Source organism: Steroidobacter sp. (assembly GCF_016790065.1).
GTDB lineage: Bacteria > Pseudomonadota > Gammaproteobacteria > Steroidobacterales > Steroidobacteraceae > Steroidobacter.
On sequence record NZ_JAEUPY010000290.1, the window covers coordinates 1 to 21,212 of the forward strand.

At 61.3% G+C, this 21,212-nt stretch carries 19 protein-coding genes; 4 read left to right on the plus strand and 15 right to left on the minus strand.

Annotated elements, in window-relative coordinates:
* Positions 1-5 precede the first annotated feature (5 nt).
* From JNL55_RS12305 to JNL55_RS12335, 7 genes are all read right to left on the minus strand, one after another.
* Positions 6-1,169 carry a multidrug effflux MFS transporter gene (locus JNL55_RS12305; RefSeq protein WP_322111028.1) on the minus strand — a complete coding sequence of 388 codons (1,164 nt, stop codon included), beginning with the start codon at positions 1,167-1,169 and terminating at the stop codon, positions 6-8.
* Between the two features lie 32 nt (positions 1,170-1,201).
* The gene (gene fghA, locus JNL55_RS12310) at positions 1,202-2,047 is read right to left on the minus strand and encodes an S-formylglutathione hydrolase (RefSeq protein WP_293853212.1); all 846 of its coding nucleotides are present in this window, start codon (positions 2,045-2,047) and stop codon (positions 1,202-1,204) included.
* Between the two features lie 26 nt (positions 2,048-2,073).
* Positions 2,074-3,183, minus strand: coding sequence for an S-(hydroxymethyl)glutathione dehydrogenase/class III alcohol dehydrogenase (locus tag JNL55_RS12315; RefSeq protein WP_293853214.1), 1,110 nt, complete (start codon positions 3,181-3,183; stop codon positions 2,074-2,076).
* Positions 3,184-3,258: 75 nt separating this feature from the next.
* The gene (locus JNL55_RS12320; protein ID WP_293853216.1) at positions 3,259-4,470 is read right to left on the minus strand and encodes an ABC transporter permease; all 1,212 of its coding nucleotides are present in this window, start codon (positions 4,468-4,470) and stop codon (positions 3,259-3,261) included.
* Positions 4,470-5,186 (minus strand): ABC transporter ATP-binding protein, encoded by a 717-nt coding sequence (locus tag JNL55_RS12325; protein WP_415923064.1) that lies wholly within the window; start codon positions 5,184-5,186, stop codon positions 4,470-4,472. The genes JNL55_RS12320 and JNL55_RS12325 overlap by 1 nt, the downstream gene beginning before the upstream one ends.
* A 5-nt stretch (positions 5,187-5,191) precedes the next feature.
* A complete protein-coding gene (locus tag JNL55_RS12330; RefSeq protein ID WP_293853221.1) occupies positions 5,192-6,685 on the minus strand; it encodes an efflux RND transporter periplasmic adaptor subunit in 1,494 nt (497 codons plus the stop codon).
* 35 nt (positions 6,686-6,720) lie between these two features.
* Entirely contained in the window at positions 6,721-8,169 is a 1,449-nt protein-coding gene (locus tag JNL55_RS12335) for an efflux transporter outer membrane subunit (RefSeq protein WP_293853223.1), read from the minus strand.
* 250 nt (positions 8,170-8,419) lie between these two features.
* Here JNL55_RS12335 and cysD point away from each other — a divergent pair, with 250 nt between their 5' ends.
* Genes cysD through cysQ form a run of 3 tightly spaced genes read left to right on the plus strand, consistent with a single transcriptional unit; the run spans position 8,420 to position 12,114 of the window.
* Positions 8,420-9,379 carry a sulfate adenylyltransferase subunit CysD gene (cysD, locus tag JNL55_RS12340; RefSeq protein ID WP_293853278.1) on the plus strand — a complete coding sequence of 320 codons (960 nt, stop codon included), beginning with the start codon at positions 8,420-8,422 and terminating at the stop codon, positions 9,377-9,379.
* Positions 9,379-11,304 carry a sulfate adenylyltransferase subunit CysN gene (gene cysN / locus JNL55_RS12345; RefSeq protein ID WP_293853226.1) on the plus strand — a complete coding sequence of 642 codons (1,926 nt, stop codon included), beginning with the start codon at positions 9,379-9,381 and terminating at the stop codon, positions 11,302-11,304. The genes cysD and cysN overlap by 1 nt, the downstream gene beginning before the upstream one ends.
* A gap of 12 nt (positions 11,305-11,316) precedes the next feature.
* Positions 11,317-12,114: a 3'(2'),5'-bisphosphate nucleotidase CysQ gene (cysQ, locus tag JNL55_RS12350; RefSeq protein WP_293853228.1), complete on the plus strand. Its 798-nt coding sequence runs from the start codon at positions 11,317-11,319 to the stop codon at positions 12,112-12,114.
* On the opposite strand, the gene JNL55_RS12355 is transcribed toward cysQ, so the two are convergent.
* Together JNL55_RS12355 and JNL55_RS12360 are read right to left on the minus strand one after the other, a co-directional pair.
* Positions 12,105-12,296, minus strand: coding sequence for a hypothetical protein (locus JNL55_RS12355; protein WP_293853230.1), 192 nt, complete (start codon positions 12,294-12,296; stop codon positions 12,105-12,107). The two genes, cysQ and JNL55_RS12355, sit on opposite strands and share 10 nt — an antisense overlap.
* A gap of 244 nt (positions 12,297-12,540) precedes the next feature.
* Entirely contained in the window at positions 12,541-13,050 is a 510-nt protein-coding gene (locus tag JNL55_RS12360) for a hypothetical protein (RefSeq protein ID WP_293853232.1), read from the minus strand.
* A 393-nt stretch (positions 13,051-13,443) separates the two neighbouring features.
* On the opposite strand from JNL55_RS12360, the gene leuA reads away from it, so the two are divergent.
* Positions 13,444-15,141, plus strand: a complete 1,698-nt coding sequence (gene leuA, locus JNL55_RS12365; protein WP_415923063.1) for a 2-isopropylmalate synthase — start codon at positions 13,444-13,446, stop codon at positions 15,139-15,141.
* Between the two features lie 57 nt (positions 15,142-15,198).
* Here the strand turns inward: leuA and JNL55_RS12370 are convergent, their stop codons facing one another.
* From JNL55_RS12370 to JNL55_RS12395, 6 genes are all read right to left on the minus strand, one after another.
* Positions 15,199-15,627, minus strand: a complete 429-nt coding sequence (locus JNL55_RS12370; protein ID WP_293853234.1) for a CBS domain-containing protein — start codon at positions 15,625-15,627, stop codon at positions 15,199-15,201.
* A 71-nt stretch (positions 15,628-15,698) separates the two neighbouring features.
* Positions 15,699-16,028 carry a DUF2934 domain-containing protein gene (locus JNL55_RS12375; RefSeq protein WP_293853236.1) on the minus strand — a complete coding sequence of 110 codons (330 nt, stop codon included), beginning with the start codon at positions 16,026-16,028 and terminating at the stop codon, positions 15,699-15,701.
* Between the two features lie 233 nt (positions 16,029-16,261).
* Entirely contained in the window at positions 16,262-16,744 is a 483-nt protein-coding gene (locus JNL55_RS12380; protein ID WP_293853238.1) for an FKBP-type peptidyl-prolyl cis-trans isomerase, read from the minus strand.
* Between the two features lie 84 nt (positions 16,745-16,828).
* Entirely contained in the window at positions 16,829-17,236 is a 408-nt protein-coding gene (locus tag JNL55_RS12385; RefSeq protein WP_293853241.1) for a GFA family protein, read from the minus strand.
* Between the two features lie 23 nt (positions 17,237-17,259).
* Positions 17,260-19,017 (minus strand): amidohydrolase, encoded by a 1,758-nt coding sequence (locus tag JNL55_RS12390; RefSeq protein WP_293853243.1) that lies wholly within the window; start codon positions 19,015-19,017, stop codon positions 17,260-17,262.
* Between the two features lie 17 nt (positions 19,018-19,034).
* Positions 19,035-21,146 carry a TonB-dependent siderophore receptor gene (locus tag JNL55_RS12395; RefSeq protein WP_293853246.1) on the minus strand — a complete coding sequence of 704 codons (2,112 nt, stop codon included), beginning with the start codon at positions 21,144-21,146 and terminating at the stop codon, positions 19,035-19,037.
* Between the last annotated feature and the right edge of the window lie 66 nt (positions 21,147-21,212).

A 21,212-nucleotide genomic window follows, 5' to 3' on the forward strand; every position in this document is an offset into this window, starting at 1 on the left:
CGAGATCACGCTGGAAGCGAAGCTGGAGGGCTGGACCTGACCCACAGGAAACAAAACAACGCCAGCAATGCACCGCTGGCCATGATGGCGGCCAAGGTGTGAACCGTGCCGTCGTTGAACACAGCGACGGCCAGACCCGCGGCGGCGGTTAGAGCCGACTGAGTGGCACCCATCAACGCCGATGCGGTGCCAGCGTTGCGGCCATGAGGCGCAAGCGTGAGCGCAGAAACATTCGGGCCCACTCGACCGACGCAGACGAAGAACAACAGCTGTAACGCTACGACCGTCCAAATCGGCAGATCGAACAGCCAACTCAGCGTGAACAAGGCCACTCCGAGCACCGGCGACGCCCAGATATAGCGCGCCAACACCTGACTCGGTGTCATGTTTCTCAGAGCGCGCATGTTGAGCATGCTGGCCGTCATGAACGCCAAGCCGTTCAAGCCGATGAGGCCCCCGAACTGCTCCGCCGACAGACCGTAATTTTGAGTCAGGACCCGCGGCGCGCCGGTCACATAACAAAACATCGAGCCCATCGAAAAGCCCAACAGCAACGACAACGCCATGAACTGGCGGTCGCGCAACAGCCGAGCGTAGTTACGCAGCACATCGCCGAACCTAACCGTTGCATCGCGCGTGACGTTCGACTCGGTCAACGTCCGATGCATGGTCAGCAGCAACGCCAGTCCGAGGAGTGCCTGGACGACGAACGTGCCCCGCCAACCAACGGAGCCGACGATCAAGCCGCCAACGGCAGGCGCGAGCACCGGGCCCAACGCGACAATCAAAGTTAGAGTTGTGAACGCCCGCGCCGCTTCGTGAGGCTCGCAGCGATCACGCACGACTGCCCGACCGATCACCAATCCGGCGCAGCAGCCCAGCGCCTGCACGACACGCATGACGGTGAGCATGGTCATGTTCACTGACAATGCGCAGCCCAGTGCGCCGATCATATAAACCGTGAGGCCGACGTACAGCGGCGGCTTGCGACCGAAGCGATCGCTGATCGGTCCGTAGAACAGCTGACCGATGGCGATGCCGACGATGAAGGCCGCCATGGTGCCTTCCACGCCGCGCGTCCCGAACTCCTGTTCGATGGCCGGAAAGCCCGGCAAATACATGTCGATCGATACTGGACCGACGGCGGTCATCGCCCCGATCAGCATCATCCAACCGGGAAGTCGGGATCGCGACGTTCCGGTCACGCCGAGGACAGCTGTCGAGCGTGATGTCGCAAATGATCTTCCATGAACGTCGCGATGAAGTAATAGCCGTGGTCGTAGCCCGGCTGGATCCGAGTCTGCACTTCGCTGCCGGATTCTTTGGCGGCGGCCGCGAACAACTCAGGCTTGAGCTGCTCGACCAGGAATTTGTCCTTGTCGCCTTGATCGATCAGGATGGGCCGCGCGTAGCGCTGCGAACGGATCAACTCATTCGCATCGTATTGCTTCCACAGCGCCCGGTCTTCACCGAGATAGCCGGTGAACGCCTTCTGTCCCCACGGAACTTGCGAGGGCGAAGAGATCGGCGCGAATGCCGACACCGACTTATATTGAGTCGGATTACGCAACGCGCACACCAGCGCGCCGTGCCCGCCCATCGAGTGACCGAAGATGCCCTGCCGATCCGCATCGCCAGCACCGAGCGACTGCACGACCTCCGGCAGCTCGCGGGTCACATAGCTATACATCCGATAGTTTTGCGCCCACGGCTCCTGCAGCGAATCCACATAGAAGCCGGCAGCCAGTCCGAAATCCCAACTCGCATCGTCGCCGGGATGCCGCACTTTGCGCGGGCTGGTGTCCGGTGCCACCAGCATCAATCCCAGCTCGGCGGCGACGCGCTGCGCGCCCGCCTTCACCGTGAATGTTTCTTCGGTGCAGGTGAGGCCGGCAAGGTAATACAGCACCGGCACTTTGCCATTCTTGGCCTGTGGCGGGAGATACACGGAGAAGCGCATTTCCGTGCGGCACTCACGCGACTCGTGCGAGTAGAACCGCACCGAACCGCCGAAACAGGCATGTTCCGAAATCAAATTGAGTGACATGACAAGCGCCTCCGACTGGCCAACGTTTAGTACATCACCACCGAGCGAATCGACTCGCCCGAGTGCATCAAATCGAATGCTTTGTTGATGTCATCCAGCGGCAGTTTGTGAGTGATCAGCTCGTCGATCTTGATCTTGCCGTCCATGTACCAGTCGACGATCTTGGGCACATCGGTACGGCCGCGCGCGCCGCCGAACGCCGTGCCTTTCCACACGCGACCGGTGACCAACTGGAACGGACGCGTCTTGATTTCCTGACCAGCACCGGCGACACCGATGATGATGGACTCGCCCCAGCCGCGGTGACAGCACTCCAGCGCCTGACGCATCAAGTCCACATTGCCGACACATTCGAAGCTGTAGTCGGCGCCGCCATCGGTGAGCGCCACCAGATAGGGCACCAACTCGCCCTGCACTTCCTTGGGATTGACGAAGTGAGTCATGCCGAACGATTCGGCCAATTCCTTGCGAGCCGGATTGATGTCCACGCCGATGATCTTGTTGGCGCCGGCCAGCCGCGCGCCTTGGATCACGTTCAAACCGATGCCGCCCAGGCCGAACACCACCACGTTCGCACCCGGCTCGACCTTGGCCGTGTTGATGACGGCTCCGATGCCCGTAGTGACACCGCAACCGATGTAGCAAACCTTATCGAACGGCGCGTCCTCGCGGATTTTGGCGAGCGCGATTTCCGGCATCACCGTGTAGTTGGAGAACGTGGAGCAGCCCATGTAGTGATGCACCAGATCCTTGCCGATGGAAAAGCGGCTGGTGCCGTCGGGCATCAAGCCCTTGCCCTGAGTGGCGCGGATGGCGGTGCACAGATTGGTCTTTTGCGACAGACAGGACTTACATTGCCGACACTCGGGCGTGTACAGCGGAATGACGTGATCGCCCTTTTTCAACGTCGTCACACCGCGGCCCACATCGACCACCACGCCGGCGCCCTCGTGACCGAAGATGGCCGGAAACAGGCCTTCCGGATCGGCGCCCGAACGGGTGAACTCGTCGGTGTGACACACGCCGGTCGCCTTGATCTCCACCAGAACCTCGCCATCGCGCGGTCCGTCCAGATCCAAGGTCATGACTTCGAGGGGTTTACCCGCGGCAAGGGCAACGGCGGCACGAGTTTTCATGGGGTTCGGGGGAGTCACCGAAAAGGGGGTTCGGATTCTCCTCCTTCGCGCCGGGCCGCGCCAGCTTGCGAACCGCTACTCGTGCCGTAGCGCCTCGATGGGATCGAGCTGAGCTGCGCGCCGTGCGGGGAAGTAGCCAAAGACGATACCGACCGCGGCCGAGAACGCGAAAGACAACAGCACGATGCCGGCATTCAATACGAACGGCACATTGAACGCATTGGTGGCGAGCGCTCCAGCCGCCAGACCCAACACGATACCGATGACACCGCCGAACGCTGCCAGCGTGACGGCTTCGATCAAGAACTGCAGCAGTACATCGCGCGCCATCGCGCCAACCGCCAGACGTGTACCGATTTCACGCGTTCGTTCGGTCACCGACACCAGCATGATGTTCATGATGCCGACGCCGCCGACCAACAAGCTCACCGCGGCAACGGCCGCTAGCAAACTGGTGAGCACGCGCGTCGTCGCGGTCATGGCGCTGCTGATCTCTTTGAGATCGCGCACGTTGAAATCATTCTCCGCGCCAGCTCGCAACTTGCGCCGCTCGCGCATCAGCCGTTCAATATCTGCTTGTACCTTTTCCGTCGACACGCCATCGCGCGCCGACACCATGATGGAGCCCACGTCCGAATTACCGGCCATGCGACGTTGCAAGGTGCGGATCGGCACCGCGACCATGTCATCTTGATCCTGGCCGAATCCCGACTGCCCTTTGGAGGTGAGCGTGCCGATGATCTGGCACGAGATCTTGCCCAGTCGAATACTGGCGCCGATGGGATTTTCCTGGCCGAACAATTCGCGCTGTACGGTCGAGCCCAGGATGCAAACGGCGGCGCCGGCGCGCAGCTCCGACTCGGAAAAGTTACGACCGCCGGACAACGACCAGTCGCGCACCGAAATGTATTGATCGTCGGTGCCGGTGACCTGCGTCGACCAATTGGAGTTGCCGTAAATGGCCTGCGCTTGTGAGTTCGACGTCGGCGCCACGGTGCGCACGCCGGAGATTTCGTTCTTGAGGGCCTGGACGTCTTCCATCGAGAACGGCGGCGCCGAGGAGCGAGCGCCGCCACCGCCGCCGAACCCTTGGCCGCGAAACACCTGCAGCAAATTGGAGCCGAGCTTTTGGATGTCGGCTTGCACTTGCGCGGTCGCGCCTTCACCGATGGTCACCATGGTGATGACGGCACCGACGCCGATGACGATGCCGAGAATGGTCAGCGTCGACCGCAGAACGTTGCGGCGAATCTCGCGCAGCGCGAGGACGATGGCGTTACCGAACATTACAGTTCTCGCACCGGCTCGTTGACTTGATCGCTTTCGATGAGGCCGTCGCGGAAGCGCACGATGCGACGGGTCCAGCTGGCAATGTCCGGCTCGTGAGTGACCATCGCAATGGTGATGCCACGCTGTTCGTTCAAGCCGGTCAGCAGCTTCATGATTTCGGCGCTGGTGGCAGTATCCAGATTACCGGTGGGCTCGTCGGCGAACAGCACTTGCGGCTGCGACACGATGGCGCGCGCAATCGCGACGCGTTGTTGCTGACCGCCGGACAACTCACTCGGCACATGACCTTCGCGGCCGGCGAGCCCCACTTCATGCAGCGCTTTACGCGCCAACGCATGACGCTGCTCTTTCGGCACATGTCGATACACCAGCGGCAGCTCGACGTTTTCCAACGCGGTGGTGCGACTGAGCAGATTGAAGCCTTGGAACACGAAGCCGAGATAATTCCGACGCAGCAGCGCACGCTGATCGGGATTCATGGATCCAACCGGCACGCCTAGAAACTTATACGTTCCGCCCGTGGGCGTATCGAGGCAGCCCAGAATGTTCATGCAGGTCGACTTGCCGGAACCGCTCGGCCCCATCACCGCAACGAACTCGCCCTGATTGATGCGCAGATCGATGCCGCGTAACGCACGCACCTCGCCTTCGCCGTGACCGTAAATCTTGGTCACTTGCGACAGATCGATGACGGGAGGGGAACTGGCGGGCAGGCCGGTCACGGCGCCGGGACTCCGGAGTCGACGACGACTTTGGTGCCCGGCTCGAGCTTGCGTTCAAAGGCTTTGCGCATCTCTTCTGGATCCACGCCTCTGGGTCCGGCACCGTTGCCGCCAGCACCGCCACTCGGACGAGCGCCTTCAGGCGCTGCACCGGGCGCGGCACCAGGAGCACCGCCGGGCGGACGATCGGACGGCAACACTTGAGTCATGCGACCGTCAGTGGCGCCGGCACGGAACATCACCAACGCCGGCTTGCCCTCTTCAAGAATGTAAGCACGGCCCATGCGACGACCGGCACCTTGCTGCTGTTGCTGCCCGCCACGCGGCCCGCCGCCCATGCGAGGCCCACGCATCGGCATGATTGCTTGTAGCGCACTACGTTGTGGTTGGCCGGCGCCGGCACCCGCTGCTTCCGGCGTAAAACGCAGCGCTGCGTTCGGCACGAGTACGGCGTCTTTGATATTGGTGGTGACGATCTCGGCGGTGGCAGTCATGCCCGGACGCAACAGCAGTTCGGGATTGTCCACTTCCAACACGGTTTCATAAGTCACCACGCCGGTCGACGTGGCGCTCGAGCCGCTGGAGCTCGACGAAGACGACGAACTCGCCTTGGTATTGCTGGAGGCGAAGTGGACCTGCGTGATGTGCGCCGAGAACCGCCGATTGGGATAAGCGTCGACAGTGAACGACGCGTCCTGATTCACCTCGACCGAGCCCACGTCGGCTTCGTCCACCGACACGTGCAGCTCCATCTTCTTCAGGTCTTCGGCCATGATGAACAACGTCGGCGCTTGCAGCGAGGCAGCCACGGTCTGGCCCGGCTCGATGGAACGAACCAGGATGACGCCATTAATAGGAGAGCGGATTTCGGTTTTGCCGAGATCGGTGCGCACAGTTTCCAAACTCGCGCGCGCTTGAGCGACTGCCGCCTTCGCTGCCGCCAACTCACCATCGGCGCGAGCCACTGCGGCATCGGCCACATCCATATCCTGTTGCGACGGCAGCTTGTTGCCGCTCAACTCGCGCACCTTCTGTAAGCGAGCCAGGTTGGCACGCGCTTCTTTCGCGCTCGCGTCTGCTTGCAACACACGTGCGTCGGCAGAGGCCAACGAACTCTCCGCCTGCAACACCTGCGCCTTCAAGCGCGTGGTATCGAGCACCGCGAGGACCTGGCCGGCTTTGACCTCGGCGTTTACGTCGACATTCACTTTGATGACGGTGCCCGACAGCTCGCTACCGATCTCGACTTGATTGCGTGGTTCGAGATTGCCGGTGGCAGTGACGGTGACGGTCAGATCGCCGGTGACGACGTCCTGGGTGGTGTAGGTGGTCGCCTTGGTGCCGTTACGACCGAAGGTGAAATACGCGACGGCGATGACCAGCAGCGCCAGCACGCCCCACTTCAGGAAACGCAGCCATGCCGGCGGACCTTCGAGCCCTTCTCGCAAAGTGCGCGACAGATCGGTGGAGTTGTTGGTTTCGGTATCCATACGGACCTTGCGAATGCTGCTGGGCGAAGGGGCGGTCAGCCGCCGGAAGCCGTGGTCGCCGTCGGGAACACCGACCAGCCACCGCCGAGCGCTTTGTACAGACGAATCAAATTGCCGGTGATTTCACCGTCGCTGACGGCCAGCGAATCTTCCAGCGACAACAACTGCCGATCGGCGGTCAGCACCGTCTGGAAATCCACCAATCCGGAGTTGTATTGAACCAGCGCCAGCTCGGCGGCACGGCGCGCACTGTCGACTGCTTCGAGCAACGACACGTGACGACGTTGCTCGCTGGTCCACGCGTCCAACGCGTTTTCCACTTCTTCATAAGCGGCCAGCACCACCGACTCATACGAGGCCAACGCCTGATCGACCGCCGCGTTCTGCGCTTTGATGTTCTGGCGTAACGCGCCGCCGTTGAACAACGGCAGACTCAAACTCAAACCGCTGCGCTCATTGCGAGAGCCGCTGAACAGATCGCTGGCGGTCAACGAACTCCAGCTGATCGAACCGCTCAACGACAAGCTCGGATACAACGCCGCGGTGGCCACGCCGACTTGTGCCGTCTGCGCCGCCAGCGACCGTTCGGCGCTACGGATATCCGGGCGACGCCGCAATACGTCGGCGGGCACGCCGGCCACGATCTCGACCGGCGCGATGGGAATGGGCTTGCGAGCCTTGAGCGAGTCGGCCAAGGCGCCCGGCACCTGACCGGTCAGCACCGCGAGCCGATTCATGTTCTGACTCAAGTTCGATTCGAGCTGCGGGATCTGCGACAGCGTTTGCTGATAACTGGTGTTGGCGCTCTCCACGTCGAGCACCGTGGTCAACCCGGCTTCGGCACGCCAGCGCGTGATGTCCAAGGCCTCGGCCTGCGATTCCAAGTTGCGTTCGGCGAAATCGAGCCGGGATTGCGCGGTTCGCACACCGACGTAGCTCAACGCCACATCGCCCAACAGCACGACCAGCACATCACGCAGTTCGGCTTCGGTCGCCGCGAGCTGCGCGGTCGCCGCTTCGTACGAGCGGCGTTGGCCGCCGAAAATGTCCAACTCCCAGCTGGCGCTCAGCCCGGCGCTATAGCTTTCGCCGACGGTACTGACCACTTCGCCGCTTTCGTTGAAACTCGACTCGGATTTGCTCCGGCTGGCAGTGCTCGAAGCCCCGAGGTTGGGCCAGAAGCCGGCGCCGGTGATGGCTCGTTGCGCGCGGGACTGCACCACTCGGGCATAGGCTTGCTTGACCGTTTTGTTGTCGGCCAGGGCCCGCTCGATGAACTCATTTAATTGCGGATCATTGAGAGTGGTCCACCAGGCCGCCAGCGACGGCGCGTCCGGCGATTCCACCCGCACCCCGGTTTGGGGCAACTGATGCCACTGCTCGGGGGTGACCGTCTGCGGGGGGCGGTAGTCAGGCCCGACAGCGCAGCCGGCCAAGACAGTCGCCACCGCCGCCGGTAGGAGTTTTGAGAGCGTTCTGGACATGCTGGCTACTTGAAATTGGCTCGCCTGACCCGCGGCAAGCGCGGTCCACGGCTTGCGTGGAGGTTAGTGGCTCCGCCGGAGCGGAAGTTCAGCACGTAGGCTTCTCCACAACTGTTACAAGATTGTAAGGATATGTATCTGAAAAGACCGCGATTTTAGCGTCGCGGATCTGCGGTGACCTGCTTATAACCAGATGTAAGCGGCGCCGTACCAGTTGCGATATGCGTACTAACAGGGGTTAACGCACAATCTGCGGCCCGCGCCGACCGGACCCGGGACTCAAGACCAGCGGAATGTTTCGCCAACGATGACCAGACTGACCCATTTACAGCGGCTCGAAGCCGAGTCCATCCACATCCTCCGTGAGGTGGTCGCCGAGTGCGAGCGACCGGTGATGCTGTACTCCATCGGCAAGGACAGCGCGGTGATGCTCCACCTGGCCATGAAGGCCTTCTACCCGGCCAAGCCGCCGTTCCCGCTGCTGCACGTCGATACCACCTGGAAGTTCCGGGACATGATCGCGTTCCGCGACAAGCTGACCAAACAGCTGGGCGTGGAACTGCTGGTACACATCAACCAGGACGGCCTGGATCGCGGCATCGGCCCGTTCACGCATGGCTCGGCCGTGCATACCGACGTGATGAAGACCCAGGGCCTGAAGCAGGCGCTGGACAAGTACGGCTTCGACGCTGCCTTCGGCGGCGCTCGACGCGACGAAGAAAAGTCGCGCGCCAAGGAACGCGTGTTCTCGTTCCGCTCCGCTCAGCATCGCTGGGATCCGAAACGGCAACGTCCCGAACTTTGGCGCCAGTACAACGCGCGTAAGAACAAAGGTGAAAGCCTGCGTGTGTTCCCGCTCTCCAATTGGACCGAGCTGGATATCTGGCAGTACATCTATCTGGAAAACATTCCGATCGTGCCGCTGTACTTCTCCGCGCCGCGCCCGGTGGTTCGCCGCGACGGCACGTTGATCATGGTCGACGATGACCGCATGCCACTGCGCGAGGGCGAGAAGCCCGAGATCAAATCGGTGCGCTTCCGCACGCTCGGCTGCTATCCGTTGACCGGCGCCATCGAAAGCGAAGCGGCTACGCTGCCCGAGATCATCCAGGAAATGTTGCTGACCACCTCCTCCGAACGCCAGGGCCGCATGATCGATCACGACAGCGCCGCGTCCATGGAGAAAAAGAAACAGGAGGGCTATTTCTAATGGCCCACAAGTCCGACCTCATCGCCACCGACATTCAGGCTTACCTGAAGGCGCACGAACACAAGAGCCTGCTGCGGTTCATTACTTGCGGCAGCGTGGATGACGGCAAGTCGACCTTGATCGGTCGCTTGTTGTACGAATCCAAAATGATTTTCGAAGACCAGCTGACCGCGCTGGAAGCCGACTCCAAAAAGGTCGGCACTCAAGGCGGCGAACTGGACTTCGCGTTGCTGGTCGACGGCCTCGCGGCCGAGCGCGAGCAAGGCATCACCATCGACGTCGCGTATCGGTTCTTCTCCACCGACCGTCGTAAGTTCATCGTCGCCGACACGCCGGGACATGAGCAGTACACGCGCAACATGGTGACCGGCGCTTCGACGGCCGATGTCGCGGTCATTCTGATCGATGCTCGCAAAGGCGTGCTGACCCAGACTCGCCGGCACAGTTACATCGTGTCCTTGATCGGCATCAAGCACGTGGTGCTGGCCATCAATAAGATGGATCTGGTCGGCTACTCGCAGCAGATCTTCGACACCATCGTCGCGGAGTATCGTGAGTTCGCGGCCCAGATCGGTCTGGACAACATCACGCCGGTGCCGCTCTCGGCCCTGCGCGGCGACAACATGCTCGAACGCAGCTCGGCCACACCGTGGTACGAGGGCCCGACGCTGATGTCGTACCTCGAGAATGTAGCCATCGAGGACGATCTGCAGCAGCGCCCGTTCCGTCTGCCGGTGCAATGGGTGAATCGCCCGAATCAGGATTTCCGTGGCTTCGCCGGCACCATCGCCAGCGGCATCATTCGCAAGGGCGACGCCATTCGCGCGCTGCCTTCGGGTCGCACCAGCAAGATTGCTCGCATCGTTACTCAAGATGGCGATCTGGAGCAGGCCGTTGCCGGTCAGTCCATCACCCTGACGTTGACCGACGAGGTCGATATCAGCCGTGGCGATGTGATTGCCGCCGCGGCATCGCCGCCGGCCGTGGCCGATCAGTTCCAAGCCACCATCATTTGGATGCACGAGGAAGCCATGCTTCCCGGCCGTCCTTATCTGATCAAGCTCGGCGCGCGCACCGTGACCGGCAGCATCACCGCGCCGAAGTACAAGGTGAACGTCAACACGCTGGAGCATCTGGCCGCGAAGCAGCTAGAGCTGAACGAAATCGGCGTGTGCAATCTGAGCTTGGACCGTTCGGTGGCCTTTGATCCATACACGGACAATCGCGAGACCGGTGGCTTCATTCTGATCGACAAGATCTCCAATGACACCGTCGGCGCCGGCTTGCTGAACTTCGCTCTGCGCCGAGCCGAGAACATTCATTGGCAAGCGCTCGATGTGAACAAGCATGCGCGTGCTGCACTGAAGGGTCAGCGTGCTTGCGTGCTCTGGTTCACCGGTCTATCCGGCGCCGGCAAGTCCACCGTCGCGAACCTGGTCGAGAAACGCTTGCACGCGCTCGGCCGGCACACCTACACGCTCGACGGCGATAACGTGCGCCATGGCCTGAACAAGGACTTGGGCTTCACCGATGCGGACCGCGTCGAAAACATCCGTCGTGTTGCCGAAGTCTCCAAGCTGATGGTGGATGCGGGCTTGATCGTGCTCGTGTCCTTCATCTCGCCGTTCCGCTCCGAGCGACGCATGGCGCGCGAGCTGGTGCAGTCGGGAGAATTTTTCGAAGTATTCGTCGATACGCCGCTGGAAGAAGCCGAGAAGCGCGATCCGAAAGGCCTGTACAAGAAGGCCCGTCGTGGCGAGCTGCAAAACTTCACCGGCATCGATTCGCCGTACGAGCCGCCCGAAAAACCCGAGATTCATTTGCACACGGCGCTGTATTCTCCGGAAGCCGCCGCCGAGCAGATCATGAATCAGCTGCGCGATGCCGGCATGTTGTATCCGGCGGACGAGTTGTCCGGTTTGTAAGGGAAGCGTCGCGTGACTCAGTCGGAACTGCTGGCCTCGGTGGTGCAGCTGGCCCAACAAGCCGGCAACGCCATCCTGAGCGTGTACGGCGAACAGTTTGAAGTCACTCATAAGAGTGATCAGTCGCCGCTGACGGTCGCAGATCTGCGCTCGCACGAGATCATCGAGCGCGGACTGCGTGCACTGACACCGGACGTGCCGGTGCTTTCCGAGGAAGCGAGCGACATCCCCTACGAGCAGCGGCAACAGTGGACACGCTACTGGCTGGTCGATCCGCTCGACGGCACCAAAGAGTTCGTGTCTCGCAACGGCGAGTTCACGGTCAACATTGCGCTGATCGAAAACCACGTGCCGGTGTTGGGCGTGGTGCATGTGCCGGTGACGAGCACGACCTACACAGGCGCGGTTGGCATCGGCGCTTGCCGACAGATTGACGGCCAAGCCCCTGAACCGTTGCGAGTGCGTGCTCCTGCCGGCAGTCCGTTGCGCATCGTCGGCAGCCGCTCTCATCGCGGCGACACACTCGATCGATATCTTCCCAAGCTCGCACCGTACGAGCTGGTCGCCGTGGGCAGCTCCTTGAAGTTCTGCCTGGTCGCCGAAGGCAGCGCGGACTTTTATCCGCGCTTCGGCCCGACCAGTGAGTGGGACACGGCCGCCGCGCAAGCCGTGGTCGAAGCTGCCGGCGGAGCGGTCGTCAAAACCAACGGCGAGCGCCTGAGCTACAACACCAAGGCGGATCTATTGAATCCGCACTTCCTGGTTTACGGCGATCGCGGCCGCGACTGGTTACGCATCTTTCAAAGGTGACGAGCCGTCGGCGTGCCGTCCATGGCCAGCTGCTGAATGGTCACAGTGGCGTGCTGACCGGTCTGCTCGAACGTACCGAAGGACGGATCAAGCAGCGCCAGAAACATGACGACGGTCACCACCGCCGTCGTTGACAGAATGATGGATTCGAAAGCGCCAACCAGCTTGGTATGAATGTTCACGAGTCGTACTCCACAGTTGTAAAACCTTTCCAGAGCGGCTCCAGCGTTGCGACATATGGGCGGCCGGATTCGTCGAGGGACTGAACGCCGCTACGTAGTCGTGCAATGAGTGTCTGGTTTTCATGGTGGAGACTTTGCCGTTCGCTCGTGACGGCAAAGTGATGGTACGCGTGAAGAACGCGTGAAATGTGACGTGTGCCCGAAAGGCCGATGCCTGGGCCGCGTCAACGCCCGCGTGGGAGCGTTAGGGAACGTCGGCCGCGGTTGCTTCTTGAGTTTTCTCTGGAGTTTTGTTCGGGTCGCTGACCCGTATGTACACTTGCGCGCCGCGCGTCGTTCCGTCGCGAGCCGGTAACATGCTGGTAAGACGCAGCGGATACTCTCCGGCCGCGTTGGGTTGCAAACAAATATCCTTTTTACTGCGACTCAGGCCGAGTCGCTGTTTGTGATCCTGGCGCACATGGATGGTGAGCGGCGCGCCGCCCACCGGTTCCTTGCCTGGCCCCAAGGTGCGAATACTCATCTTGGTGAGGCACAGCCGTTCACCGATGACCAGCTGGTTGACCACCGGCGCCACATCCACCTGTTCGATCTTTACGTTGGCCAGGCTCTTGGAGACCAGATCCGAGGCCATGAACAGCTGCCGGCCGGCGTGCGCCTGGTCCTTGTCGGAGGCGCTGGACGCCTCGCCGATCACCACCCAAACGATCTGGAAGGGCGAATCCTGACTACGGGCGGGGGCCCCGAGCAGCATCGGTAAAAGGGCGAATAACGCCACCGCCCAACGGCCTGAAGTGGGATTGCTCCGTTGCACCATACTCAACCAACCCTGCGGCGCGGGGGCCAGTTCCCCCCACCAGTGTGACCGCTCTAGCGGATTGCCGCAGCGGCTTCTTGCGTTTTGCCGGGAGCCCCTGCTAGATTCATGCACATGCGTACGAACCAGCAATTGTCTGCTCTGCCCCCCCAAGGCAGTGGGCTGCTGCGTACGCGCCTGCACCTGCGTCGCTAGACGCACAACTTCACCTCTCGCCTCCCCCCCTGAAATGGGACCTGGGATCGGCGCTAAAAAACAAAGTCTCCAAGTTCGCTTTCAACGGCTGACCACGGCAATAGCTCGTCCAGCTGCGATATAGGAAACGGCATCATGTTGCAGGACCCGTCACACAAGTATCGTTCGTTCGCTCCCATCCCGCTCCAGGACCGCACCTGGCCGGATAAGGTCATCACCGCGCCGCCTCAGTGGTGCAGCGTCGACCTGCGCGATGGTAACCAGGCCTTGATCGAGCCCATGGACGGCGCGCGTAAGCGCCGCATGTTCGATCTGTTGGTGAAAACCGGCTTCAAGGAAATCGAAATCGGCTTCCCGGCCGCCTCGCAAACCGACTTCGACTTCTGCCGCGAGCTGATCGAGCAGAACCTGATTCCGGACGACGTCACCATCCAAGTGTTGGTGCAGTGTCGCCCCGAGCTGATCGCTCGCACCTACGAGGCGCTGCGTGGCGCCCGTCGCGCGATCGTTCACTTCTACAACTCGACCTCTACCGTGCAACGACGCGTGGTGTTCGGCTTGGATCGCGCCGGCATCATCGACATCGCAGCCAAGGCAGCACAGTGCGTGCGTGAGCATGCCGACAACAATCCCGGCACCGAGTGGCGCTTCGAGTACAGCCCCGAGAGCTTCACCGGCACCGAGCTGGATTTCGCCGTCGAGATCTGCGACGCCGTGAATGCCGTGCTGAAACCCACGCCGGCCAATCGAGTCATCATCAATCTGCCGGCGACGGTGGAGATGGCGACGCCCAACATCTATGCCGACCAGATCGAATGGTTCCTCCGCAACGTGAAGAACCGCGATTCGATCATCTTGTCATTGCATCCTCATAACGATCGCGGCACCGGCGTGGCCGCCGCCGAGCTCGGCATGATGGCTGGCGCGGATCGCGTCGAAGGCACGTTGTTCGGCAATGGCGAACGCACCGGTAACGTCGACGTAGTCACGCTGGCGTTGAACCTGTTCACGCAGGGCGTGAATCCGGGCCTGGATTTCTCGAATATCAATGAAGCGGCGCGTATTGCCGAGCATTGCAATCAGTTGCCGATTCATCCGCGCCATCCGTACGTCGGCGACCTGGTCTTCACCGCGTTCTCCGGCTCGCACCAGGACGCGATCAAGAAAGGTTTCGCCGCGCGTCGCGAAGGCGACATTTGGGAAGTGCCGTATCTCCCCATCGACCCGCGCGACGTCGGCCGCACTTACGAGTCGGTCATTCGCGTCAACAGTCAGTCGGGCAAGGGCGGTATCGCTTATCTGCTCGAGCGCGATTACGGCATCACCATGCCGCGTCGTTTGCAGATCGAGTTCAGCCAGGCAGTGCAGTCAGTCACCGATGCGACCGGTAAAGAGCTGGCCTCCGACCAGATCTGGGAACTGTTCCAGAAGGAATATTTAGGCGATGGCGGCACCTACGTGTACGGCGCGCACCAGTTGTCATCAGTGCGCGATCAGCAGAGCGTCGAGCGCTTGACGTTGAAGTTGAAGTGCAATGGCCAGGGCGCGCTGCTCCATGGCGAAGGCAACGGCCCCATCGACGCCATCGTCGATGCGCTCGGTTTGCGCTTCGACGTGCTGTCGTATGAAGAACATTCGGTGGGCACGGGTAGCGGCGCGAAGGCCATGGCGTTCGTCGAGATCACCACACCGGCGCGCGCCACGCTGTTCGGTGTCGGCTATCACGAGAACATCGTGACGGCCTCGTTGCTCGCGGTGTTGAGCGCTGTGAATCGCGCCCTCCAGCGCGGCCTGCTGGACGACGCGATGCCGGTCGCGACCGCCCAGGGCTGATCGGCCAGGGCTGATCGGCTGTCGAAAAAACTGTAGGGGTGGGCCTTCGCTCACCCCTCAGCCAGCGATATACCGCTCCAGCTGAGTAATCGTCTGCTGCTGCTCTTCGATCACCGCCTTCACCAGGTCGCCGATCGAAATCATGCCCACCAGCCGGTTCTTTTCCACCACCGGCAAGTGCCGGATGCGTAACTCCGTCATCAGCTCCATACAACGATGCACGCCTTCATCAGGCGTCACGGTGGTCACCGGCGAAGTCATGATCTGCCACACCGGCGTATCGGAGCTGGAGCGGCCCAGCAGGATCACCTTGCGCGCGTAGTCGCGCTCCGAAACGATGCCGACCAGCTCCTGGTCCCGCACCACCGGCAACGCGCCGATGTGCTTATCGGCCATCAGCTGAATGGCTTCCAGCACCGGCTCTTCCGGACCGACGGTCCAGACCCCTTTGTTCTTGAAAGCAAGCAGGTAATTGACGCGCAACATCGCTGCCCTCCTAGGTACGCGAGGAACAGCCTACTCCCAAACTCGCAGCCGATGAAATGCGGGCTGTCGACTCAGCCGTACAGTTGGGCGTGCACAGCGCGCTCGGCAGCCAACCAGTCATCCAGCTCGTAGCCCGGCGTGAAATTGCGGGCGGCGGCCATGTAATAGGCCGCGGTGGCAATCATGGAGCCGACATCTTCCGGAGCAGCCGCGACGCTGGCGGCCACGACAGGAGCCTCGACCATCGGCGTTGGCGCTAGCACCGCAGCTGTCGGGGTTTTACGCGGCGCCCGAGGCTTTTTCACCGCCGCAGACTTGGTCTGAGCCGGCTCTTTGGCGACCACGACCTTGGGCTTGGCGCGAGCGCGCTTAGCGGATGAGGTGTCAGGGGTGATTTCCATCGACAGCTCCTCTCAAATGAATCACTCCGTGATGAAGCATGGAGTGTGCCAGCGAGGCGGCGCCATTCTACGGTGCAGATATGACCGGGAAATGTCGGAAAATCGCGATTAAAAGCCTGCTCCGCAACGCCAACGCGTGCGGCGACGCTACCTCCTCGAGAAGGATGGTGCACGATCTGCGCCGTACGCACGCTGATAGTGCGTGCGCCGGCTGCGATCGTTGCCGTTAGCGATCAGTGATGATGACCGCCGGGGCCGTGCACGTGACCGTGCGACAGCTCTTCTTCAGTGGCAGCTCGTACTTCGACGATCTCCACTTTGAAGTTCAGATTCTTGCCGGCCAGCGGATGGTTGCCGTCCAGCGTCACCATGTCGCCCTGGATCTGCGTCACCGTCACGGCACGCACGCCGTGTTCCGATTGCGCATGCAACTGCATGCCGACATGCAAATTGCCCACACCTTTGAGCGCCCGCTTCGGCACGCGCTGAATCAGGCCTTTGTCGAACTCGCCATAACCGTCGGCCGGCGAAATTTTCACGTCCAGCTTGGCGCCCGCGCCTTTACCTTCCAGCTCGCGCTCCAGGCCCGGGATCAGGTTGCCGTTGCCATGGATGTAGGCCAGCGGCTCACCGCCGTCGGAACTGTCGATGGTCTTACCCTCATCGTCAGTCAGCGTGTAATGGATCAAGGCGACGGCGTCTTTGGTGATTTGCATGACAGGGCCCGGAATCGGAGTTGGCCGAAACGGGGGATTATGGACCAACGGGCGCCAAACGCCCACCCAGCCGGCGCCGCCTCATCAGCCGGGCAACTGGTCCACCCTCGGTACTTTTTCCAACGCTTCGTCCCAGCTTGCCTTACTGGCCACGAAAATGTGCGCGTTCGGTTTGATGGGGACCGCGGTGTTCAAACTGCCGGCCGGGACGACTAGCAGCGCGCCGTTCATTTGCAGGTTGGGCAGCGCCGAGCCGCAGATCGAGCAGAACGATTTCGTGTGCCGCGTCGAGGGCAGATTGAAGGTGCTGACCTTGGATTCGCCGGAGAGCCACTGCAAGCGTGCGCTCGATGAGAACAGATTCGCGGCGTGTGCCGAACCGGTGTCCTTGCGGCAGTACTCGCAATGGCACAGAAAGAAACAGTCGAAGTCGCCGGCGATTTCGAAACGGACTGCGCCGCACAGGCAGGCGCCGGAATGGCTATTGCTCATGCGGCGATTCTAGCCGGCGCGCATCACTCCGTCTTCGCCGCCGACACCGCTGTGAGTTCTCCATAGACCGGCTGGCCGGCGAACAGGGTGACCAGAACCTTGGCCTTGGCGATCTGGGTCGGAGCGATCTTGAACAAGTCCTGATCCAACACCACCAGATCGGCGCTCTTGCCGACGACGATGGAGCCGCTGCGATCATCGAGGTGAGACGCGTACGCGGCACCGAGGGTGTAGCTCTCGATGGCTTGCTCGAGAGTGACGCGCTCTTCCGGCGCAAGTAACTCGCCGTCGGTCACGCCCGGAGCCCGACGAGTCAGCGCCACTTCGATGCCTTCGAGCGGATTGGCGGAAGCAACGGGCCAATCAGAACCATAAGCCACCCTGCCGCCAGCGCGCGCCAGGCTCATCACCGGATACATATGTTCCATCCGCGCCGGCCCGACGCGAGCACCGACGAGAACCATGTAGTCATCCATACAAGCCCACAATGGCTGAAAGATCACAGTCACGCCCAGCTCTTTGAACCGCGGCAGATCGTCCTTCGAAATCAAATTCACATGCGACAACAAGGGCCGATGGTCTTTGGCACCATTGCGCTCGCGCGCTTGCGCGAACGCATCCAACGCCGTCCGCACCGCTTGATCGCCAATCGCATGAATATGCACTTGAAAACCTTCCGCATCGAGTCGCGTGACCGCATCCTTCAACACGGCGGGCTCGATATGCATCTCACCTTTGAAGCCGGGCATATCGGAATAGGGCTCGATGAGCGCCGCGGTTCGCTGCGCCGGCACGCCATCCAACAGGAATTTCACCGACTTCGCAGCCACACCCACATCAGCCAATTTCTGCGCGGCGGCGAGCAGGTCGGGAATCTGCTCCATGCCGCGCTTCGTGTCCCACGCGAGCGCCAGACTCACATGACCTTTCAACGTATCTTTCTGAGCCATCGCGGCGTAAGTCTGCGGCACACCGGGCGGAATGGCTTGACCCGGGTCAGCGCCGGAAATCGGCACCAGCGCGTCATGCCAACCGACGATGCCGTTGCTGTTGAAATAATCTCGCGCATAGCCGAGCGCTTGTTCGCGGGCCTTGTCCGACGGCGGCGGCAATTTGCCAACGATCAACTCCACCGCGGCTTCCTGAAACGAGCCGATGGGTTCGCCTTTCTTGTCCCTGTCGATACGGCCGTTGGGCGGATCCTTGGTGTCTCGCGTGATGCCCGCGACTTCGAGCGCTTTGGAATTCACCCAAATGCCATGACCGCCGACATTGGTGAACGCCACCGGCCGATTGGCGACGACGGCATCCAGCAGTTTCTTGTCCGGCACCCCATCGGGTGGAAACAAACCGTCTTTCCAGCCCGAGCCATGAATCCAACCGTCACCCGGCTCCTCGGCCGCGCACTTGGCAATGATCTTCAGGTAATCCTCCGGCGAGTTACCGTCGTACAGCGCACAGCCGCTGTGATTCACACCGCCCCACACCGGATGAGTGTGCGCATCATGAAAGGCCGGCAACATGAGCCGGCCTTGCAGATCGACCACTTGAGTCTTCGGACCGATGAGAGCACGCGTGTCGTCCTCATTGCCGACTGCGGCGATCTTGCCCGCAACGACGGCGACCGAAGTCGCCGTCGGTTTGGTGGTATCGACGGTATAGATATTCCCGTTCTTGAACACGAGATCTGCAGCCGCACTGCTGGCGGCCGGCGGTTCTTGTTTGGAACACGCCGCCGCCAGAGCGGCAATCGCCATCAACACCAGTTTTGTGATTCTCATCGTGCTTATGCGTCAGCTCAGAACTTTTTGCTCACGGTGCCCAGGATGCTGCGCGTCTGGCCCGCCGTGCACATGCCGTCGAACGGCACGGCCCAAGCGGAACAGGTGGCGTAATACTCCTTGTCGGCCAGGTTGTTGACGTTGAGCGCCAGACTCCAATCCTTGAAGGTGGCTTCGGCGCTGGCATCCACCAGCGTGACCGCCGGAGTCTTCTGGATCTGGTAATAGTCCAGCTTGTCGCCGACGCGACGCACGCCCGCACCGAGGCGCATCGTGAGATCGTTGTTGACGTACAGCATCTGGCTCAACCACAGCGACGCCAGATGATTCGGCAGATCCTCGATACGATCGCCCGCCGGATGCGACGCCGTGCCTTCAAGCACTTTGGCATCGGTGTAGCTCCACGCTGCGTTGACGCTCAGCCCCATGCTGAAATTGAACTGCACTTCCAACTCGACACCCTTGGAACCGATCACGCCGCTTTGAATGAAGTTCTGCAGGTTGTTGGGATCGCTGGTGAGGAAGTTGCTGTCCTCGATATCGAAGTAGGTCGCTGTAATCAGGCTGTTCGAGAACGGCTGCCACTTGATACCTGCTTCGTACTGCTCGCCTTCCTGCGGCTTGTAAGCGTTGCCGTAGAAGTCGCCACCAAAGATCGGCGTGAACGATTCGGAATAGCTGGCGAACGGCGAAACGCCAGGGAGCACTTCGGCGATCACACCGACCTTGAACGTGGTCGCGTTGATCGTGTCCTTCGGGCTCAGCGTGGCTTCTGAAGTGGCACGGTCACGACGCGCGCCAAGCACGAACGAGAGCTTCTCGCCGATCTTCATTTGATCTTGCAGATAGATACCCAGCTGCGTGCTGCGGCTATCGAACGCGTTGCTGTAGCCGTAGTTGAACGACTGCCCGTACACCGGGTTGTAGACGTTCAGTGGAATCGTCATCTGTTCGAAACAGCCGGGATAGTAGAACACGCAGGAATAGCCTTCGCGGCGATCCTGTTCGAACAGCGTGTAGTCGATGCCCACCAGCACCTTGTGAGCAATCGGGCCGGTGCGGAAATCGATCTGCGCATGATTGTCCGAGTTGACGATCTTGTACGAGTCGTCGAGCAGGTAGAACGCACGTGTCAGCGTGGTCCGCGCCGGATCGATGAACGTATCGACGCCGTAGTTGAACGTCGGGTACACCTCGCCGTAGTCCACATCTTGTTCCAGATAGCGGCTGTTGCTCGACAGCGCCACCGTATCGTTGAAGCGATGATTGACCAGCAGCGACACCGACGTCTGCTCGGTGTCCATATGATTGAAGTTCGGCTCGCCGACGAAAAAGTCGATGGGAATCTTCACGTCGCTGCCGCCGGCGTGCAGCGTCTTGGTCATGGGCAGGTAGGTCTGCGTGCCCATATCTTCCTTCTGGTACAAGCCGATCAAGGTCACATCGGTGCGTTCGCCAGGCTTCCAGGTGAATGAAGGATTCAGCACGTACTTGTCGTTGGCCTGGCCTTCCCACATCAGATCGCCGTCGCGAAGCACGCCGACGAAGCGACCGGCAAAGCTCTCGCCCAGTGGGCCGGTGAGATCCACCTGCAGCTGTTTGCGATCCCAGTTGCCGGCCTGCAAACCGATCTCGCCACCGAATTCCCATTGCGGCCGTTTGCTCACCGCATTCAACAAGCCGCCTGAGCTACCGGCGCCGTACAGCACAGCCGACGGGCCGCGCAGCACTTCAGCACGCTCGAGGGTAAATGTTTCCTGAGTCGAGCCGTACAAACCCTTGGGTGTTTTGTTCAGCCCGTCCAGATACTGCTTCAGCGCGAAACCGCGCGCCGCGAAATAATCCGACCGCGTGTCGCTGCCTGCCAGTTCGGTCGCGACGCCAGCGGAGTAACGAAACACTTCCTGATAGGTGGTCGCGCCGCGCTCCACAATCTGTTCAGCGGTGATGACACTGATGGATTGCGGAATTTCCACCAGCAGCGTGTCAGTCTTGGTTGCCGCGCCGGCACGATCTGCGAGGACGGTGACTTCCTCGAGTGTTTCGTTGTCAGCGCCCTGGCTCTCCTGAGCTCGCAGCGCCGACGCGAGTGCCAGCGTGCAGGCAACGGCCATCGATATCTTGTTCATCCTTCACTCCCCATAGGCTGATCTTGCTAGAAATCGTCAGCATTCATCGCAAGCTATGGCGGGGGA

Excerpts from the sequence above, each read along its gene's own strand:
- JNL55_RS12305 (WP_322111028.1), bottom strand. The coding sequence starts at position 1,169 with ATGATGCTGATCGGGGCGATGACCGCCGTCGGTCCAGTATCGATCGAC.
- fghA (WP_293853212.1), bottom strand. The coding sequence starts at position 2,047 with ATGTCACTCAATTTGATTTCGGAACATGCCTGTTTCGGCGGTTCGGTG.
- JNL55_RS12315 (WP_293853214.1), bottom strand. The coding sequence starts at position 3,183 with ATGAAAACTCGTGCCGCCGTTGCCCTTGCCGCGGGTAAACCCCTCGAA.
- JNL55_RS12320 (WP_293853216.1), bottom strand. The coding sequence starts at position 4,470 with ATGTTCGGTAACGCCATCGTCCTCGCGCTGCGCGAGATTCGCCGCAAC.
- JNL55_RS12330 (WP_293853221.1), bottom strand. The coding sequence starts at position 6,685 with ATGGATACCGAAACCAACAACTCCACCGATCTGTCGCGCACTTTGCGA.
- JNL55_RS12335 (WP_293853223.1), bottom strand. The coding sequence starts at position 8,169 with ATGTCCAGAACGCTCTCAAAACTCCTACCGGCGGCGGTGGCGACTGTC.
- cysN (WP_293853226.1), top strand. The coding sequence starts at position 9,379 with ATGGCCCACAAGTCCGACCTCATCGCCACCGACATTCAGGCTTACCTG.
- JNL55_RS12360 (WP_293853232.1), bottom strand. The coding sequence starts at position 13,050 with ATGCTGCTCGGGGCCCCCGCCCGTAGTCAGGATTCGCCCTTCCAGATC.
- leuA (WP_415923063.1), top strand. The coding sequence starts at position 13,444 with ATGTTGCAGGACCCGTCACACAAGTATCGTTCGTTCGCTCCCATCCCG.
- JNL55_RS12370 (WP_293853234.1), bottom strand. The coding sequence starts at position 15,627 with ATGTTGCGCGTCAATTACCTGCTTGCTTTCAAGAACAAAGGGGTCTGG.
- JNL55_RS12375 (WP_293853236.1), bottom strand. The coding sequence starts at position 16,028 with ATGGAAATCACCCCTGACACCTCATCCGCTAAGCGCGCTCGCGCCAAG.
- JNL55_RS12380 (WP_293853238.1), bottom strand. The coding sequence starts at position 16,744 with ATGCAAATCACCAAAGACGCCGTCGCCTTGATCCATTACACGCTGACT.
- JNL55_RS12385 (WP_293853241.1), bottom strand. The coding sequence starts at position 17,236 with ATGAGCAATAGCCATTCCGGCGCCTGCCTGTGCGGCGCAGTCCGTTTC.
- JNL55_RS12390 (WP_293853243.1), bottom strand. The coding sequence starts at position 19,017 with ATGAGAATCACAAAACTGGTGTTGATGGCGATTGCCGCTCTGGCGGCG.
- JNL55_RS12395 (WP_293853246.1), bottom strand. The coding sequence starts at position 21,146 with ATGAACAAGATATCGATGGCCGTTGCCTGCACGCTGGCACTCGCGTCG.